We start from the raw sequence: 18,437 nt of genomic DNA, 5'->3' as shown, positions 1-18,437 counted from the left end.
TTTTCTCACTGCCCTCGCACGCTTTGCAGTGTATTGCCAGAGGTTCGTTTGAACATTCGCTTAACTAGTAATTAACTATACAGCAGCTGAGATTCTTTTGCAAGGGTTTTTTCAAAGTTTTTTCGACTTTTTTTGCTTTTTATTAAAATCAGCGCCAATCGCCTCAGAAATACTATAAAAACCGTCATTTTTTAGAAGCTGAGACAACTCGCGATTTATTCGCCCAATTAGCTGCGGACCTTCGAAAAACAGCCCAGTGATAAGCCCAACTAGACTAGCCCCTGCCTTAATCTTAGCGTATGCATCTTCGGCCGAAAAAACTCCGCCAACACCAATAATAGTCAGTTTATCTCTATAATTTTTATATGCATACCTAATCAGCTCTAGACTATGTGCGCGAGTAGGTTCGCCGCTTAATCCACCCCTAATATCATCAGTCAAAGGATCTTTAAGATCTACCTTCTCACGATCCTTTATTAAATTAGCTACCGTTACACCCTGAATATTATGCTCAACAATAACCTTTAATAACGAGTCGAACTGTCTCAAATCATACAAATGTGGCATTTTAACCCAGAAAGGAACATTTCTCTCTACAGAATCTAATTCGCTCAATAAAGTCTCTAGCGTACCAGCATAGATAAACGGCTCCTTGCCAGCATTCGGACAAGAAATATTGATCTCTATAACACTAGCCAAGCTGTTTTCTACGATATAACTAACCGCTTTTTTTACATCCCGAATTATATATTCCTCCGGAACGACTGGCCCAAATTCGTCTTTCGTGGATTTATCAGCAATAACAGCCACAGACACAACAGTCGGCATTGATTTAATTTTAGATCTGTTTAATTCAATGTAGTCACTAATCTTCTCTAATCCATAATTCGGCATACCAGCGTACACAACTACAGATTTGGTGTTCGGCAATCGATGAAACCATGGTCGCAGATTTCCCCTTCTCGGCTCCATAGTCACAGATCCGCCAGAAGCAAAGCCAAATCCAACATCTTCCATTAAAGGTGACAATTGTACATTTTTATCAAATCCCGCTGACAAGCCTATTGGGTTATTAAATACAACTCCATCAATTTCTTGCTGTAGCGACTTATCCTGGAAGCTCCATAATTTACGAATAGCCCATCTAATAGGAGGAAACGCCTGCGCCAAACGACCGCAAAAAATAGTTAACTTATGCGTAAAATCTGGTGTTAATAAAAATAATATCGGCTTAATAATACACTTATACATATTCTAAGAGTATAGCTATCTATGCTTTATTAAGCAAGGTTACTTGCAAATAAAAAATCGCCTGTTCGGCGATATTCCTGACTATCTATGATTGGTGGGCGCTGAGGGACTCGAACCCCCGACCCTCTCGGTGTAAACGAGATGCTCTAGCCAACTGAGCTAAGCGCCCATATTAAAAATATGGTGGGCGATGAGGGACTTGAACCTCCGACCTCGTCATTATCAGTGACGCGCTCTAACCAGCTGAGCTAATCGCCCTCATTCGTCTTGGTGGAGTGTTGTGGACGTAAGCCCACTTCACCCCATATGGTGGAGACACAGGGACTCGAACCCTGGACCCCCTGCTTGCAAAGCAGGTGCTCTAGCCAACTGAGCTATGTCCCCATAAATTGCCGAGACCTTTTAATTGTACAGTATCTTTTTAATTCTGACAAGTGTATAATTAATAATATGTTATATCAATTTAGTTTTAGTGCATTATTTTTTGGGATTTTGGTCTTAATTGCTGGTGGAATCGTCGTTATTTTCCATCAAAAATTAGCCGACAATCTGGGAAGCGGCGTAAGTAGCTATGATCGTTTCAAATTTTGGGGACTTGTTACATGTGGAGTAGGATTCGCTATTATGCTCAGCCTGCACACTATCCCACTAAACTGGCTACTAAACTCCCTTTTTGGTAGCGGACTATAATAGGTGTCTACGAAAAACATAAATAGCCAAACACTGTTGGCTATTTTTTGTAATCGCAATTCTATCAAAACATCAGATTTAATAAAATCAGTCATATAAAAAGCCCCTCGTAGAGGGACTTTTTTGTTTAACAACTTGATTGTGCAATTCATCAATCGGTTTATCGTAGAGAAAGGTTGAACTTTTGTCTCGTCCTCGAGAGGACTATTGTAAATATGTAAGCTCGACACACTTACGAGACCGACCTAGCTCAATCTGTGATTGCTCGACAGATTGGCATCGTTACTCCCTAGAAAGGAGGTAATCCATCCGCACCTTCCGGTACGGATACCTTGTTACGACTTAACCCCAATCATGCCCCCCACCTTAGGCCGACGAATCGGACTTCGGGTGTTGGTCACTTTCATGGTTTGACGGGCGGTGTGTACAAGACCCGGGAACGTATTCACCGCAACTTGCTGATTTGCGATTACTAGCGATTCCGACTTCATGCAGGCGAGTTTCAGCCTACAATCCGAACTGAGACTAGCTTTGATGCGATTTGCTTCACCTCGCGGCTTCGCTGCGCATTGTACTAGCCATTGTATTACGTTTCTAGCCCAGGACGTAAGGGAAATACTGACCTGACATCATCCCCTCCTTCCTCCCCGTTACCGGGGCAGTCTGAATAGAAAAATACAACTATTCACAAGGGTTGCGCTCGTTGAAGGACTTAACCTAACATCTCACGACACGAGCTGACGACGGCCATGCATCACCTGTCACAGGGTTCCAAAAGGCACAGTCTACTTTCGCAGACCTTCCCTGGATGTCAAGCCCTGGTAAGGTTCTTCGGTTATCATCGAATTAAAGAACATAATCCACCGCTTGTGCGGGTCCCCGTCAATTCCTTTATGTTTTAGCCTTGCGGCCGTACTCCACAGGCGGGATACTTAACGCGTTAGCTTCGCTACTGAAGGGGTCGATACCTCCAACAGCTAGTATCCATCGTTTACGGCGTGGACTACCCGGGTATCTAATCCGGTTCGCTCCCCACGCTTTCGTGCCTTAGCGTCAGAAATGGCCCAGTAACCTGCCTACGCCATCGGTGTTCCTTCTAATATCTACGGATTTCACTCCTACACTAGAAATTCCAGTTACCTCTACCATTCTCGAGTTTAACAGTTTGAATAATAGTCTGTATGGTTGAGCCACCAGGTTTCACTATTCACTTATTAAACCGCCTACGCAACTCTTTACGCCCAGTCACTCCGGATAATGCTTGCACCCTACGTATGACCGCGGCTGCTGGCACGTAGTTAGCCGGTGCTTATTCATGAGTTACCGTCATATTCTTCACTCATAAAAGAAGTTTACAACCCGAAGGCCTTCATCCTTCACGCGGCGTTGCTCCATCAGGCTTTCGCCCATTGTGGAAGATTCCTCACTGCTGCCTCCCGTAGGAGTCTGGACCGTGTCTCAGTTCCAGTCTGGCTGATCATCCTCTCAGACCAGCTATGGATCGTCGGCTTGGTAGGCCATTACCCTACCAACTACCTAATCCAACGCAGGCTTCTCCCAAAGCGCCCGAAGGCTTTAATCCGAAGACCATATGCGGCATTAGCTACCCTTTCGGGCAGTTATTCCTCACTTTGGGGCAAATTCCTACGCGTTACTCAGCCGTCCGCCGCTCGCCGACATTTTACACAAAATTCTTGAATAAATCTTCTACATTACCCAGAAGCTTCCAGAATTCAGTGTAAAACTCGCTGCCGCTCGACTTGCATGTGTTAGGCACGCCGCCAGCATTCATCCTGAGCCAGGATCAAACTCTCCGTTAAAATCTACTTTGTATCAAAGTATTAAGGCTCTACAAAAATATAAACTGACGATGATATTGCACAATCAAATTGTTAAAGTTCATCTTAAGTCAGACTGAAGTATGATTTACCTCGCTTTACAGATTGTAAACCGTTGCTTAACTCGCACTCCAGCAACCAGACTTGTTACTAATCTTACAGTATATAATTGCCTAGGTCAATAGATTTTTACAATTATTTTGTTGCGAAAAATACAACGGCAGCCACAACCGCACCAATAGCTGCTCCAGCAGCCACTTCTACAGGGGTGTGACCATGAGCAACGCGAAGCTTTTTCAACTTGCTACCCTGCTCTGAGATCAACTTATTAAGTGTTTCGCCCTGCATTCCAGACGAATAGCGAACCATCATGGCATCATACATTACTATAATAGCCAGCCAAGTAGCTAGTCCAAATACAGAACTATCCCAGCCATCTTGTAGCCCCAGAAATACCGCCAGCGACACAACAATCGCACTATGAGCGCTTGGCATACCTCCGGATAGAAGTATTTTTGGGTTTGTATCACCGCTAAATACTCGACGATTACGCCCCATGAGATGAAACACTTGCTTCAACCCTTGGGATATCGCCCATGCAATTACTGGGACTATCAAGACTTTCATTTATTAATTACCCTCATCCTGCGGACGATCCGCCATCAAGCCGATTGACGAAACAGCGTCGCCGTCAGATAGACGCATAATCGTCACGCCCTGAGTTGTCCTTCCGAGTAGCTTAATATCGCTCAAGCCCAGGCGGATAGTTTGACCATTCTGAGAAACCAATAACGCCTCTGTTATTTCTGGGTCGATAGTCTGCACAGAGATAATCGGACCAGTTTTTGCAGTTACAACTGCGGCTTTTATACCAACTCCGCCACGTTTATGACTTGGGAAATTCGACACCTTTGTACGTTTACCGAAGCCTTTTTCACTAACCACCAGCAAGGTTTGGTCGTCGCCCGTAACGATATCCATACCAACAACAGAGTCATTTGGACGTAATCTTACGCCGCGAACACCACGAGCTGATCTACCCATTGGGCGCGTATCTTTCTCATTAAAGCGAATAGCTTGCCCCGCAGACGTAGAGATAATCACGTCATTCTCGCCGGTCGTCCTCTTTATCCAGCGCAGCTCATCGCCTTCGTCTAATTTAATAGCAATCAATCCATTCGTACGAACATTGGCATAATCTTTCACAGGAGTCTTCTTAACTGTACCCTTCTTTGTCGCCATGAACAGATATCCGTCTTCGTTGGCGTTCTTTTCGTGCTTGATAATTGCCGTTATCTTCTCTTCTGGCTGAAGTTGCAATAAGTTAACCGCGGCAACACCTTTCGCACTTAGGCTGGCAGCTGGCACTTCGTAAGCCTTCAATCGGAAGATCCTACCCATATTGGTGAAGAATAATAGATAATCATGCGAGCTCGCCTGAACGACCTGGTCGATAACATCTTCTTCCTTAGTCGTCATACCGCGCTTGCCTTTACCGCCACGATTTTGCCTACGATAATCACTTACTAAGGTTCGCTTGATGTAATTTTCGCTTGTAAGCAGAATTACCGACTCTTCCTCTGGAATCAATTCCTCATCAGAGAACTTTCCTAATTCGTGATTAATGATCTTACTGCGCCGCTCATCGCCATACTTTTCTTTCATAGCAAGCAATTCTTCCTTAACGACACGCAAAATCTCATTCTCGTCAGCCAGAATTGCCTCCAATTTCTTAATCAGTTCGTGGAGTTGTTTCAATTCTTCTTCAATCTTGTCGCGCTCCAATCCCTGCAATCGTCGTAGTTGCATCGCCAAAATTGCGGCCGCCTGGATTTCTGACAGACCAAATCGCTCCATCAAACGCTTGTCGGCGTCGTCATAACTTTCGCGAATCGTCTTAATTACCTCGTCAATATGATCAAGCGCAATTTTCAGACCTTCCAATATATGAGCTCGTTCCTTAGCTTTGCGAAGTTCAAACTCAGTCCTGCGTCGAATAACTCCTTGACGATGCTTAATAAACTCCGCCAAAATCTCTTTTAAGCCCATAACTTTAGGCTGAATACCATTGACCAAAGCCAGGACATTATAATGGAATGATGTTTGTAATCCAGTCAATTTATACAATTGGTTAAGAATCTTCTTTGGATAAGCATCTTTCTTCAGTTCAACAACAACTCTAACCTTACCGCGAGCACTTTCATCTCGCGCGTCGGCAATGTGTGTAATTTTCTTCGCAAGGACGAGTTCTCGAACCTTATCAACAAAACCTTCCTTACTCATGCCATACGGAACTTCGGTGATTATAATACTGTAACGACCATTTTTACGCTCTTCAATCGATGCAACCGCACGAATCGTAACTGAGCCACGCCCAGTTTCATACGCTTGACGCATTGGCGCACCACCGTAAACTTCCGCACCCGTCGGAAAGTCAGGGCCCTTAATGTGCGTCAATAGTTCATCTAATGTAATTTCAGGATTATCTATCTGAGCAACTGTAGCGTCAACCACTTCACCAAGGTTGTGCGGCGGAATATTAGTTGCCATACCGACAGCAATACCCATCTGACCGTTTAGCAGGATATTTGGAACAGCCGACGGCAAAACCACCGGCTCTTTCTCTGTTCCGTCGAAGTTATCACGAAAATCAACGGTTTCTTTGTCGATGTCAGACAGCAATTCGCCGCCAATTTTATCCATTCGCGCCTCAGTATAACGGGAAGCCGCCGGCTCATCACCGTCCATAGAGCCGAAGTTACCCTGACCTTCGACCAGAGTATATCGCATCTTCCAAGGTTGAGCCAAGTTCACCATAGCGTCGTAAATTGATGAATCGCCGTGCGGGTGGTAGTTACCCATCACTTCACCGACGATCTTTGCCGACTTCACTGTAGCGTGAGGAGCGCGCCAACCATTCTTATTCATCGCATACAAAATACGGCGATTAACAGGCTTCAGCCCGTCACGAACATCCGGCAAAGCACGGTCAATAATAACCGACATGGAGTATTTAAGGAAGGAGTCTTCCATAACACGCTCAACTGTCGACTTTTCAATACCGCGAACTTCTGACTCTTCGTTCAGAATTTCTGGTTCTACTATATTTTTATTATCGTTGTCCGCCATATCTCCTCCTTAAAAGTCCAAATCTTCCACATTAACCTTAGCGGCATTTGTTTGAATAAAATTTTTCCTCAATTCTACACTATCACCCATAAGCTTCGTAAATATCGCGTCTGCCCGTTCTGCGTCCTCAATATTAACCTTCACCAATGTTCGATTTTCCGGATTCATAGTCGTTTCCCATAATTGAGCGGCGTCCATCTCGCCAAGACCCTTAAATCGTTGCTGCGCCGTGTAACCTGCCTGCTTAAATTTCTCAGCATTTTCATCAATCTTTACACCAGCAGCCCTGCGCTCATTGATCTTTTCGTTCAATTTTTGCTCGAGGGCTACTTCATCATAGACGTAATCTATCTTACGATTACTTCCAGTTCCTCTACTCAGCCCAAACAGAGGCGGCTTCGCCAAATATACGTGACCTGCTTCAATCACTTCAGACATATATCGGAAGAAGAATGTCATCAAAAGTGTAGAGATGTGCGCACCATCAACATCGGCATCTGTCATAAATATAATCTTGTCGTAACGAATACCACTGATATCAAATTGGTCGCCAATTCCAACGCCCATAGCCTTAATCAACGAAACAATTTCAGCATTAGCAAACATCTTATCAAACCTTGCGCGCTCAGTATTCAGCACCTTACCGCGAAGAGGAAGAACGGCCTGAATGGTTGAATCACGACCGTCCTTAGCAGAACCCGCAGCCGAATTACCCTCGACAATAAATAATTCACAATCTTTTCGGTTACGAGATGAGCAATCCGTCAACTTAGATGGCAAGTTTAAGCCTTCAAATGCTCCCTTGCGGATAACGTTGTCGCGCGCAGCCCTTGCCGCCTTACGAGCTCGTGCCGCCAATGTAGCCTTGCCGACAACCTTCTTAGCTGTAGCTGGATTTTCCTCCAAGTAATACGCAAAATATTCGCTCATCACCTGATCAACATAGCGGCGCATCTCTGGATTACCAAGTTTATTCTTGGTCTGACCTTCAAACTGAGGATCTGGCAACTTCACCAAAATAACTGCCGTCAAACCTTCGCGGATGTCATCACCAGTCAGATTATCCTCTTTTTCTTTCAGCAAGCTATTCTTGCGAGCATAATCATTAATTACACGCGTGAGGGCTGTTCGAAAACCAACCAAATGAGTACCACCATCAGGAGTTAAGACGTTATTGGCAAATGGCTTTACCACTTCAGCGTAAGTGTCGTTATACTGAACCGCAATTTCCACCATACAATCTTCAACCTGCTTCTCAACGTAAAATATATCGTCCGATAAAACATCCTTGCCGATATTCAGATTTTTTACATAGCTCTGAATACCGCCCTCAAAGTAGAAAGCTTTTCGTTCGCCAGTTCGTTCGTCAATAACCGACGTGTGAATACCTTTTGTAAGGTACGCCTGATGACGAAGATAATTAACAACCCATTTATAGTCAAAATTAACCGTCTCCTTAAAGATAGTTGGGTCTGGATAAAATGTAATTGTCGTACCAGAATCATTAGACTTTCCGACTACTTCTAATTCTGTCTGAGGCACGCCTGTTGCGTATTCTTGGCGATAGATTTTACCGTTCTTCCTAACTTCAGCAATCATCCGAGTAGACAGCGCATTCACAACACTAGAACCAACACCGTGAAGTCCAGACGAGACCTTATAGCCGCCGCCGCCAAACTTACCACCGGCGTGTAAGATTGTTAATACCGTCTCTAGCGTACTCTTACCTGTCTTTGGGTGTTTATCAACAGGAATGCCACGACCGTCATCAGATACTCGAACGCCGCCATCCTTTAACAAAGTTACTTCGACCTTTGTAGCATAACCAGCGATTGCCTCGTCAATTGAGTTATCGGCAATCTCCTTAATCAAGTGATGTACGCCCTCATATCCCGTACTACCGATGTACATTCCTGGACGCTTACGAACCGGCTCAAGACCCTCTAGGACCTGGATTTGTGAGCCATCATAAGATTGTTCATTTGTTTGTTTAGCCATATCTCCCTCACTATTATCTGAATTATCAGCTCTTTTCAACAACCTTATTATACATCAAAATAGATATATTCTCAAACTATTTACTTTTTCAGCATGCTTATGCTAAAGTTAGATTAAAGTTATATAACAACAAAAATAAAAGAGGTCAAAATGTTCAAAAAAATTATCTCGCGCCTACCATACAGCCCTTCAATGATCCACAGTTTGGGCTTTTATGCGAAACGCTTACGTAAAGAAGAGGCTACTCGAAAGATCGGTCTTATCTTAACCGCCCTAGCGCTTATCGTGCAATCTTTCACTGTTTTTTCACCACCAGAATCAGCCAATGCAGCAGATTCCAGCGACTTAATTTACGGCGGAATTTCTAGCGGTCAGCAACTGATGGCTCATTATGATGCGAACACAAATAATATTCACGACCTCTACGATCATCTTGGTATTAGCCGCTCTGATTTGGTAGCGGCGACTGGTAATCTTCAGACATTGAACAGTAACATGGGAACTTATTCTTGGGGACTTACGCCTCATTTTGGACCATCAAGAGGTGAAGGTTCATATGTAGTGCGCACATCTCAAGGAGGGGCTCGCACATTCTACTATCGACCTCACAACCTCTGGGGCAGCTTCTCATACAGAGCATTCGTTGGATATTCAGCCGGGACTGGCTGGTTTGCAATTATGCTTAACTGTGGCAACTTAATCTTAAAATTCGCACCACCAAACCACCATTGTCCGACTGGTCAAGTTGGCACATACCCAAACTGCTCCACTCCACCACAGCCAGTAGCTACATGTAACGCTCTAGACATAAAGAATAATGGAGACACTTACCAACTTACAGCCAACGCAAGTGCAGCCAACGGTGCTACAATTCAAAAATATGTATACAGTATTTATCGAGGAAACACCCTAGTTAAAACTATAGAAAGCAACGATAAGATTGTATCTTATACAGAGAAAACACCGGGATCATACAAAGTTGTTCTAACGGTAAAAAGCTCGCTGGGCGACAAGACCTCAGACGCCTGCGTAAAGACATTTACTATACCAGAGCCAGCAAGATGTCCTCAAAACCCTAAATTATTAAAGGATGATCCTCAATGTCAACCATGTCCAGGCGACTCTACTATATGGATTAACGATAGTCGATGTTCTGCCTCGTTCGTGCAGACAAAAACTGCAGTTAATCTCACCCAGAATAACGCTGACGCAACAACTACAGTTGCGAAATCTGGAGATCGAATTACCTACACTCTTTCGGTAAAAAACAAAGGTCTTAAAGAGGAAGAATTTACATTCAAAGATCAAGTCAGCGACCTATTGGAATACGCAGACATATTCGATGCTGGAGGTGGAAAATTGACAGACGACAAGAGTGCTAGTGCAGGTAGTGGAAACGCAAAGATGCTTATCTGGAGCGCAGTTAAGATTAAACCAGGAGAAACCCAGAAGCGCAGCTTTACTATCCAAATAAAGAACAGCATCCCGGCGATGGCTAGCGGTAAAAGCAATCCAATGTCTTATGACTGTAGGATTGATAACACATTTGGCAATACTGTCAGCACAAAAATTGACTGCCCCGCACCGAAAGTTATTGAACAAACCACTTCGCAATTACCAAAAACTGGCGCCAGCGAAAATATGATGTTCGCAGGAATTATCTCAGCTGTAGTTGTATTCTTCTATGCTCGATCACGTCAATTAAATAAAGAGGTTAGAATTGTTCGGCGAGACATGTCCGCAGGAACTTTATAGGAGGTGAAAAATGAGTGAAAAATTAAAATCTACTGTAGAGAATGCTGTCGACACCAGAGAATTAGCAGACTTAAGCAGAGAAAAAGCGGCTGAAATCGAAAGATCTCTAGAAAAGGCGGTTGAAAAAGAAAAATCAAATGCCGAAAATGAAAATAGCATTAAACATGAGGCTATGGAAATTGCCACCCGCCAAGAAAAGCGGCAAGAACAAAAAGAATCTAAAGAGATAAAAGAAGATAAGCCTCTTACAAAAAAAGATATTGAAGCTTCGTATAAGAAGACTTTGGAAAATGTACAAGACCAATTATCAGCTCCATCCAGGGCTTTCAGTAAGGTCATTCATAATCCAGTAGTCGAAAAGACTAGTGACGCAATTGGCAATACTGTTGCCCGCCCTAACTTAATCATTTCTGGCGCCTTAGGAGCAATAGCTTCTGTCGTTGTGTATTTTATCGCCAAAAGATACGGATACCTATTATCAGGATCAGAAACTATTATCCTGTTTGTAGCCGGCTGGTCTATCGGCGCTGTTATTGAGTATGCTCGAGTAGGGTTTATCAACAACAGGAAAAATAGCTAGATAGATGTTGAATCTTATCTCAAGCTAATCATCACTTCACTATCGTCATCATCACCATTACGTAAATCGAGCCGATTCTTAACCACAGGTTGGCTCGGTTTTACATTTACAGAAGAAACAGGGTTATTATTTGTAGCCATAGACACATTTGTCCTATTGACGACAGCACTATCTATCGCAGAAGGTTGACTTTGCTGTTTATTGCCAAGGTTAGAAGCTGTAGCATTTACGCTATTTATATTAGAAGGCGCATTATCAACCGCCCCTGGGCGACCTTGCGGATTCTGTATTTGCGAGGAAGCCTGTGGGGCTTGCGAATTTACTGGTCTTACAGTTGGGCTAGGAGCGGGCTTTCCTCCTAATTGTTGTCTCTTCGCTAGCCATTCATCTAAGAACGATGACCCACCGCCCGACGATTTTTGACCAACAGAAGGCGCTAATTGAGAAGGACTCGTCTTTGGTTGCGCACTACCTCTAATCCTGTCAAATATCTCCTTTTCAACAACAGCTCGTGGTTTACCGTATTTAGCAGCAGATAGCCTTACTAACGCGTCTCTCAGCTGATTATTAACTTGCCCCATCGGAGGAATCCAATTCATACTAAACGGCGCAGACGGCACGTTATTAATCATCACAGAAGTTATGGACTGGAAGTTTGGCAATTTAGCCAAGTCGTCGACATCGAAAGTCGGCTGAAACTTCTTAACCATCAATTCGGCGTCAGTCACACCGATACGCCCAGAAATAACCGTACCGACGTTACCAATAATAGCTTCTCGTATCTTATCCGTTAACTGAGTCATAAACTGGTTACCCATAATAAGACTTAATTTATACTTACGAGCCTCAGACAGAATAGATTCAAAGCTGTCAGTGGCGAAGTTCTGGAACTCGTCAACATACAGTGAAAAATCAACCCGCTGATCCTCTGGAATATCCGCCCGAGACATCGCTGCTGCCTGGAACTTCATCACAAAAATAATACCCAAAAGCTTAGAGTTAAGTTCACCCATCTTACCTTTCGACAAGTTAACCAGCAAAATCTTATTATTATCCATAATTTCACGCAAATTAAATCCAGATTTGGTCTGACCAATGATATTTCGCATTGCATCGTTGGAAATAAATGGACCAAACTTTGATACAACCCATGAAATAACCTCACCCGCCTCATTTGACCTCTGTGACGCAGGAAATTCCTTTGTCCAGAAATCAATAACTTGCTGATCTTTTACATATTTAAGCTTGCTTTTCACAAATTCAGGATCAATAAGACACTTCGGCACATCAATAAACGTTCCACCAGCAGGATCCGACATTAACAATAAAGCGCAGTTTCTAAAAATATGCTCCAGGCGAGGACCAACAATTCCCGTATGGCCTGGGTCATAAAGCCCATACAACATATTAATCGCCTCTTGAACCAAAAAGTCTTTTTGATCTGGAGTGTCGAACTCAAACATATTCAGACCAATTGGATTAGTCATGTCAGCAGGATTAAAATAGATAATATCCTCAACGCGTTCTTTTGGAACCTTACCCAATAAAGATTCAACCAAATCACCGTGCGGATCAATAAAGGCGAATCCCCGACCATCCATCATATCCTGATAAGCCATATTTTCCTGCAAGACAGATTTACCAACGCCTGTTTGACCAATAATATATACGTGGCGGCGACGGTCTTTTGTTCCGATTCGAATAGGTTTTTTGACTCCTCGAAATTCGTTATATCCAATCAGCAAACCCTCATCCAAAACGTCTGTTGGTCCATCAACCTGCTTGGACATCTGTCGCTTAACTTGTGAAGTCGGGATCGCGTTAACTCCAGGCAAATGGAATAATGTTGCCATTTCTACACTGTTGAGAATATTACTACGAGTTTCCTGAGGGAAGAACCTCATAATATATGCTGTTGTCATTTCCTCAACATTCCTAGTTAAAGAGAACTTAAACCCATTATTGCGCGGTGAGTCAAACAACGAGAAGGCTGCTATTATATTTTTTAACAACACTTGAGAGCGCGCCGCAGTATTTGACGAAATTACAACACGTACTAAGACTTCATATGCAGGATAGCGAGTCTTTTCGCTGATAGCATCCACTTCCGCCTGCTCTAAAGATGTTAGTTGCTTGTCCTCAGAACTAGAGCCACCGTCTTTTTCATTATTCTCTGGCGGTTTCCACAGAGCCTCCATAATATCCATAGGAGCAACGCCTCCAAAGCCTTTCTTCTTGCCCTTATTTTTCTTCATGCCGTCAATGTGAGACTCTGAAGCCTTGGACCAACCGTCATACGCCGGACGTAGTAAAAATTGCACACCTATCCCATCTTCTTTGGACGCCGAAGATAAAGCATTTAATAATGCCCTGGAGGCATCTCTTTTCGACTCCTGATAAGTCGATATTGGATAAACAAAGGACTTTTTCAGGGTGAATTCGCCGCCGATGGTTCCGCTCATCTTGCCGACCTTGCTGAATATATTAGTATCAGACACCTCTTCTAGCCTAGCAGAAGGATATGCTGCCGCTACAGCTTGGCGAATAACATCAACTAACACTAGCGGAACAACAGCATAATAGTGAACTAACCCACCATGTGCAACAATCTCAAACGATATATGACGTTGGCCGTAGACTTTACTTTTGAATCCTTTAGTTGCCGTACTTGAGATGATATTGTACATCACCTGGGCCTGCGACAGCACCTCTTCAGTTAAATCTCGCTCATCTCGATTTGAATCATTGATGTCTTCACTTGTCGGAGGCAAATGTATAAGCAATGGCACCATCTTCAAGCCTCGTTCATAATTTTTGGCTTCCCTAAGCATGTTACGATACAACACAAAAGCTACCGCAGAACCAGCGGCTATAATAACAATCGCGATAAAACTAACTATCAAAGGACCCGCACCCATATAAAACCCTACTTACTACCGTCGTCATTTTGACCTAAAGTCTTATTATATCGTTTTTTTAAATAATCAGCCTGCAGCTGTGCAATAACTCTATTCCTCTCATAAGGATTATCTTTTGTTAAAGCTATAATCTTTTTAACTTTATCCACCCACTCTCTTTCTATCAAGTCTTCATCCGCTGCCACCAGAGGAGTATCATCATCAGCTACTACCCCCGGCTGATTCGTACTTTGAGCGTCGTTTTGAGATTGAGATAAAGGAACTGTTGTAGTATTATCAACAGGCAAAGCCACGGGGATATTGTTATATTGTTCAACCCCAGCACCAAGTGACTGCTCGGATTCTCTTCCGACTTCAGGATTTAATGATGTATTTTCTACATTATACTCACCGCCACCTATATTTTGTGGCTGCACCTCAGGAGTCCTATTAACTTGTGGCAGTTCGGGATTCATAAATATATTGTACCACGTAACTACTTAAAATACACGACTACATTCAGGACGGGATTAGTATCTTTTATGTATAAAAAAACACGCCAGCAATTCAAACACACCAAGTAATAATATCTCAAAAATCCCAACATCTCCCATCGATTGCATACCCACATAAATAACTGGAGCAAGAGAGATTACAGTAGAATAATAATACGTCTTATACTTAGATTCATTGCGACTATTCTTGAAATTAAAAAATTTCGCAGCTATTCGCTCCGATGTTAAAAATACTACATAAGTTAGACAGATAAATAGCACATACAAACATACAAAAAACGCTAAAATCCCAAACGGACCAGCAGAACTCGGGTTTGTTGCGTTCAAAATAACCGCAGTCAAAATCAATGCAACCAACGCTATAAAACTAATTATCTTCATCCCCATACTCACATCATACTATACACAAGAAGCCTGAGCGATAATACTATAGCATATAGACACAAACCATCCGCCGATAAAAAATAACTATTAGGCGCGGGTGCTACTTGCCTATTACCGCTCGAGGCGATTTGACCGCTCCTTAATTAAGGAGCATCCTTGCAGTGTTCCTCTGCATACATCCAGGACTTTCATCGCTAGTTCTTTAACGAGGATTAACTGGATGTATGCGGTACTAACCGCGCGCTCAACGCTTTTACAATTTGCGAAATATTGTAAAGGCGGAGCATTGGCTGCGTCATTATAAAAATCATGCAGCCAACTGTCCGTCGATTTATACGCAAAATGTGGCTTTATATAAAATTTATTGTTAATGTATTTTTGCTTTTTTGTTTTTCTAAAAGCTTACCCTTATACTAGCATAGCCCTATTTAGATGTCAACTATTACTCGGTCAAAAAGTATTGTAATTTTCACCTATTTTTTAATGTTGTTAAAATTATCATCTGTTAATTATTCTCTTATCGCTTTATGGCTATCTGTGTATTTTACAACAAGCTTGTCATTTTTAAGTATTATCTAGCACAGATTGCACACCATTCAATGAAGATATCGTCGATTTAGCGACCGCCCAATTACACGACTAACCTATGGTTGCCTGTCATCCAAACATTGCCACAAAAATAGGTTCGTACAGTCAATATCAGACTAACGTCTAGTACTCGAAACCGCGATAAAATAGTAGTCTCTACTACCCGATTTATAAAACTCTGTTCACTTTCATTGTCGCACTATAGCAAACTTAACAAAATTATTTTTTATATTATTACAAGAACATACAAGCATCAGTATGCATATTAAATCCTATATATCAAATGCTATACAGCAGTCTTAATTAAAAATTACAAAACGAAAGCATAAAGTTTATTCGTAGTACACAGAGCCATCCTTTACGTTTCAGTTAAAAAATCCTAGAAAATGTACGGCAATTTAATTTGTGATATACATAAAAAAGACCATCAAATAAGCACCAGTCTCTGACATGTAACTTCATAGTAAAAGTCATTAGAAAAACAGCTGCAAAAATTAGAAAGAAGATTATAAAATGTGTGGTATTTTTTACTCAACTTTTTACAAAAATATTGTTGACATAAGCATTTATATAGCTTATTATAGGGGTAGCTTCTGAATAAAAAAGTTATACAGAAGCCAAAAATAAAAAGAAATTGTAAAACTCCACTTTTTTGAAAACAACCACTACTCGCAGGTGGTTGTTTTTCTATCTTAAAGATAAATTCTACTCTTTAACATAAATAAAGCCAGCGATAAGGCTGACTTTTAATCTAATCTATCTGGTGGAGCTGCCGGGTACTGCCCCCGGGTCCAACTGGTATCACAACATTCGTCTACGAGCATAGGCTTATCTAAATTTATTTAATAACGCTACTCGGATTTAAAATAAACCAAGAAAACCGAGTTCCGTTACGTAGTAAAAGTCCTACATATCCGCTACTTCCAAATATATAGCAAGCAACATAGATATAACACCCTTAGATATTGACTGTTGCCACAATACAAGGATGATCGCTAAAAATTAGGCAGCGATTGGCGCAAAGGCCATCTTAGGAGCGAAAGCGCTCGCTACGAATGACTTTGCTTTTGCAACAAAGTTTGCATCTAAAAAATATACGTTACGCGTATCGTCGGCTCGCAGAATGTCATGATAAGGTCCAATTGTCTAAAGCTATATCAGCCCCACATATCGATTCATATTATATCTCTATCTCATTCAAAAATCTACATGCTTATGTTTTAATAGATTCATGATTAGTAGAGTTATTTCAGCTACACCCTACGGATTTAGTGGACAAATCATCGAAGTTGAGGGAGATATGTCAAAAGGGCTTCCTAGTCTACAAATCGTCGGAATGGGTAATAAGGCCATCGATGAGTCTAGAGATCGGGTACGTAGTGCAATAAAAAACTCTTCCCTAGATTTTCCGAAAGGAAAAATAATCATCAACTTAGCACCGGCAGAGTTACCAAAAGACGGATCTCACTTTGATCTCCCCATTGCCTTATCTATTTTATGCATCAGTGGCACGCTCAACCAAGGCGACATAAACGATGCGGTTTTTGCAGGTGAATTAGCACTAGACGGCAGTCTACGTCCAATACGATCAGCAATTATTACAGCCGAAGTAGCCAAAAACCAAAAAATTAAATCGGTATACGTGCCAGCCCAAAACGCCGAACAAGCAGCACTAGTGACTGGAGTTGATGTATTTCCAGTAGAAAACCTAAAATCACTCTTCTTACATCTCAAAAAAGAAAAGATCATTAAGCCAATAGACAGATCATCAATAAAAAATATATCTCGCAATCATAAAAATACTCCAATCATCGACGACATCTACGGACAAGAACAAGCAAAAAGAGCGATTCAAATAGCCGTTGCCGGAAGACATAATATTTTATTGTCCGGTCCTCCGGGATCAGGAAAAACTATGTTGGCAAAATCTCTGAAGAATCTATTACCAGCCCTATCAGAGGATGAAATAGTAGAAGTGACAAAACTTCACAGTCTTGGAGAGCACACTATAATAAACAATCCCATAGTAGATAGACCGTTCAGATCACCACACCACACCGCAAGTAGAGCATCTATTATTGGCGGAGGATCAAAAGTGCAGCCAGGAGAAATCAGTTTAGCTCATAGAGGTGTCCTATTTCTCGATGAGCTACTCGAATATCCACGCACTGTGCTTGAATCACTTCGTCAACCCTTAGAAGATCACGAAATTACCGTCAGTCGTGCAAATGGTAAATTCAACTTCCCTGCCAATTTCTTATTAGTAGCCACAATGAATCCTTGCCCTTGTGGATTTCTTGGAGATCCAGAAAAAACTTGCATATGCTCACAAAATCAAATTCTCAATTATCAAAAAAGATTATCAGGGCCGTTACTTGATCGAATAGATCTAACAGTGTCGGTTTCACGAGTCCCCCATGAAAAATTATTAACTAATAAAATGTCGACAAAATCACAACAAGAGACATTTTTATCTGAGATACATAAAGCCTACTCTATCCAGAAAGACAGATATAAGTGTAGTTACAAATACAACAATGATATTTCAAGCAATACTGTTGATAAAATTACATCAATCTCAGAATCTGCAAAAACCTTCTTGACGAACGCAGCCAGAAAGCTAGACTTAAGCACTCGCAGCTATTTTAAAGTTATAAAAGTTTCTCGCACTATCGCAGATTTAGAAGGATCCGCGTCCATAGAAATTCCACATATAGCAGAAAGCCTACAATACAGACAGATTAGCATAGGTTAATTATTATCCTTGAAAATAACAGACATCTCTGTTACAATAGCAACTGAGTTAATCTAA

At 42.0% G+C, this 18,437-nt stretch carries 11 protein-coding genes, 3 tRNA genes, 1 rRNA gene and 1 other RNA gene; 4 read left to right on the top strand and 12 right to left on the bottom strand.

Annotation, left to right across the window (positions count from 1 at the left end; translation table 11 throughout):
* Positions 1–111: 111 nt before the first annotated feature.
* The 4 genes from pyrD to LRM44_RS01350 form a co-directional block, all read right to left on the bottom strand.
* Complete coding sequence (pyrD, locus tag LRM44_RS01365) at positions 112–1,251, bottom strand: dihydroorotate dehydrogenase (quinone) (protein ID WP_243804299.1); 1,140 nt, start codon at positions 1,249–1,251, stop codon at positions 112–114.
* 92 nt (positions 1,252–1,343) lie between these two features.
* Positions 1,344–1,420 (bottom strand) — tRNA-Val (locus LRM44_RS01360).
* Positions 1,421–1,432: 12 nt separating this feature from the next.
* Positions 1,433–1,509: transfer RNA gene (locus tag LRM44_RS01355), tRNA-Ile, on the bottom strand.
* A gap of 49 nt (positions 1,510–1,558) precedes the next feature.
* Positions 1,559–1,635, bottom strand: a tRNA-Ala gene (locus LRM44_RS01350).
* A 66-nt stretch (positions 1,636–1,701) separates the two neighbouring features.
* Here LRM44_RS01350 and LRM44_RS01345 point away from each other — a divergent pair.
* Positions 1,702–1,941, top strand: coding sequence for a hypothetical protein (locus LRM44_RS01345; RefSeq protein WP_243804297.1), 240 nt, complete (start codon positions 1,702–1,704; stop codon positions 1,939–1,941).
* Positions 1,942–2,234: 293 nt separating this feature from the next.
* Here LRM44_RS01345 and LRM44_RS01340 read toward each other — a convergent pair.
* The 4 genes from LRM44_RS01340 to LRM44_RS01325 all read right to left on the bottom strand — a co-directional run bounded on the left by LRM44_RS01340 (position 2,235) and on the right by LRM44_RS01325 (position 8,906).
* A 16S ribosomal RNA gene (locus tag LRM44_RS01340) occupies positions 2,235–3,761 on the bottom strand.
* Positions 3,762–3,974: 213 nt separating this feature from the next.
* Positions 3,975–4,406 (bottom strand): divergent PAP2 family protein, encoded by a 432-nt coding sequence (locus LRM44_RS01335; protein ID WP_243804295.1) that lies wholly within the window; start codon positions 4,404–4,406, stop codon positions 3,975–3,977.
* Between the two features lie 3 nt (positions 4,407–4,409).
* Entirely contained in the window at positions 4,410–6,908 is a 2,499-nt protein-coding gene (gyrA, locus tag LRM44_RS01330) for a DNA gyrase subunit A (protein WP_243804293.1), read from the bottom strand.
* A gap of 9 nt (positions 6,909–6,917) precedes the next feature.
* Positions 6,918–8,906, bottom strand: a complete 1,989-nt coding sequence (locus tag LRM44_RS01325; RefSeq protein WP_243804291.1) for a DNA gyrase/topoisomerase IV subunit B — start codon at positions 8,904–8,906, stop codon at positions 6,918–6,920.
* A 192-nt stretch (positions 8,907–9,098) separates the two neighbouring features.
* Here LRM44_RS01325 and LRM44_RS01320 point away from each other — a divergent pair, with 192 nt between their 5' ends.
* Together LRM44_RS01320 and LRM44_RS01315 are read left to right on the top strand one after the other, a co-directional pair.
* The gene (locus LRM44_RS01320) at positions 9,099–10,661 is read left to right on the top strand and encodes a hypothetical protein (protein WP_243804289.1); all 1,563 of its coding nucleotides are present in this window, start codon (positions 9,099–9,101) and stop codon (positions 10,659–10,661) included.
* Positions 10,662–10,671: 10 nt separating this feature from the next.
* The gene (locus LRM44_RS01315) at positions 10,672–11,241 is read left to right on the top strand and encodes a hypothetical protein (protein WP_243804287.1); all 570 of its coding nucleotides are present in this window, start codon (positions 10,672–10,674) and stop codon (positions 11,239–11,241) included.
* 14 nt (positions 11,242–11,255) lie between these two features.
* On the opposite strand, the gene LRM44_RS01310 is transcribed toward LRM44_RS01315, so the two are convergent.
* From LRM44_RS01310 to ssrA, 4 genes are all read right to left on the bottom strand, one after another.
* Positions 11,256–14,159, bottom strand: a complete 2,904-nt coding sequence (locus tag LRM44_RS01310) for a type IV secretory system conjugative DNA transfer family protein (RefSeq protein WP_243804285.1) — start codon at positions 14,157–14,159, stop codon at positions 11,256–11,258.
* A gap of 8 nt (positions 14,160–14,167) precedes the next feature.
* Positions 14,168–14,614 carry a hypothetical protein gene (locus tag LRM44_RS01305; protein WP_243804284.1) on the bottom strand — a complete coding sequence of 149 codons (447 nt, stop codon included), beginning with the start codon at positions 14,612–14,614 and terminating at the stop codon, positions 14,168–14,170.
* Positions 14,615–14,668: 54 nt separating this feature from the next.
* Positions 14,669–15,040, bottom strand: coding sequence for a hypothetical protein (locus LRM44_RS01300; protein ID WP_146423691.1), 372 nt, complete (start codon positions 15,038–15,040; stop codon positions 14,669–14,671).
* A gap of 1,346 nt (positions 15,041–16,386) precedes the next feature.
* Positions 16,387–16,790: a transfer-messenger RNA gene (gene ssrA, locus LRM44_RS01295) on the bottom strand.
* A 66-nt stretch (positions 16,791–16,856) separates the two neighbouring features.
* Here ssrA and LRM44_RS01290 point away from each other — a divergent pair.
* The gene (locus tag LRM44_RS01290; protein WP_243804282.1) at positions 16,857–18,380 is read left to right on the top strand and encodes a YifB family Mg chelatase-like AAA ATPase; all 1,524 of its coding nucleotides are present in this window, start codon (positions 16,857–16,859) and stop codon (positions 18,378–18,380) included.
* Positions 18,381–18,437: the final 57 nt, after the last annotated feature.

The sequence above is a fragment of the Candidatus Nanosynbacter sp. HMT-352 genome (genome assembly GCF_022819385.1).
In the GTDB taxonomy this organism is placed as follows: Bacteria; Patescibacteriota; Saccharimonadia; order Saccharimonadales; family Saccharimonadaceae; genus Nanosynbacter.
The sequence above is the reverse complement of the archived record's forward strand: the minus strand, read 5'-3'. Positions and strand labels throughout refer to the sequence as shown.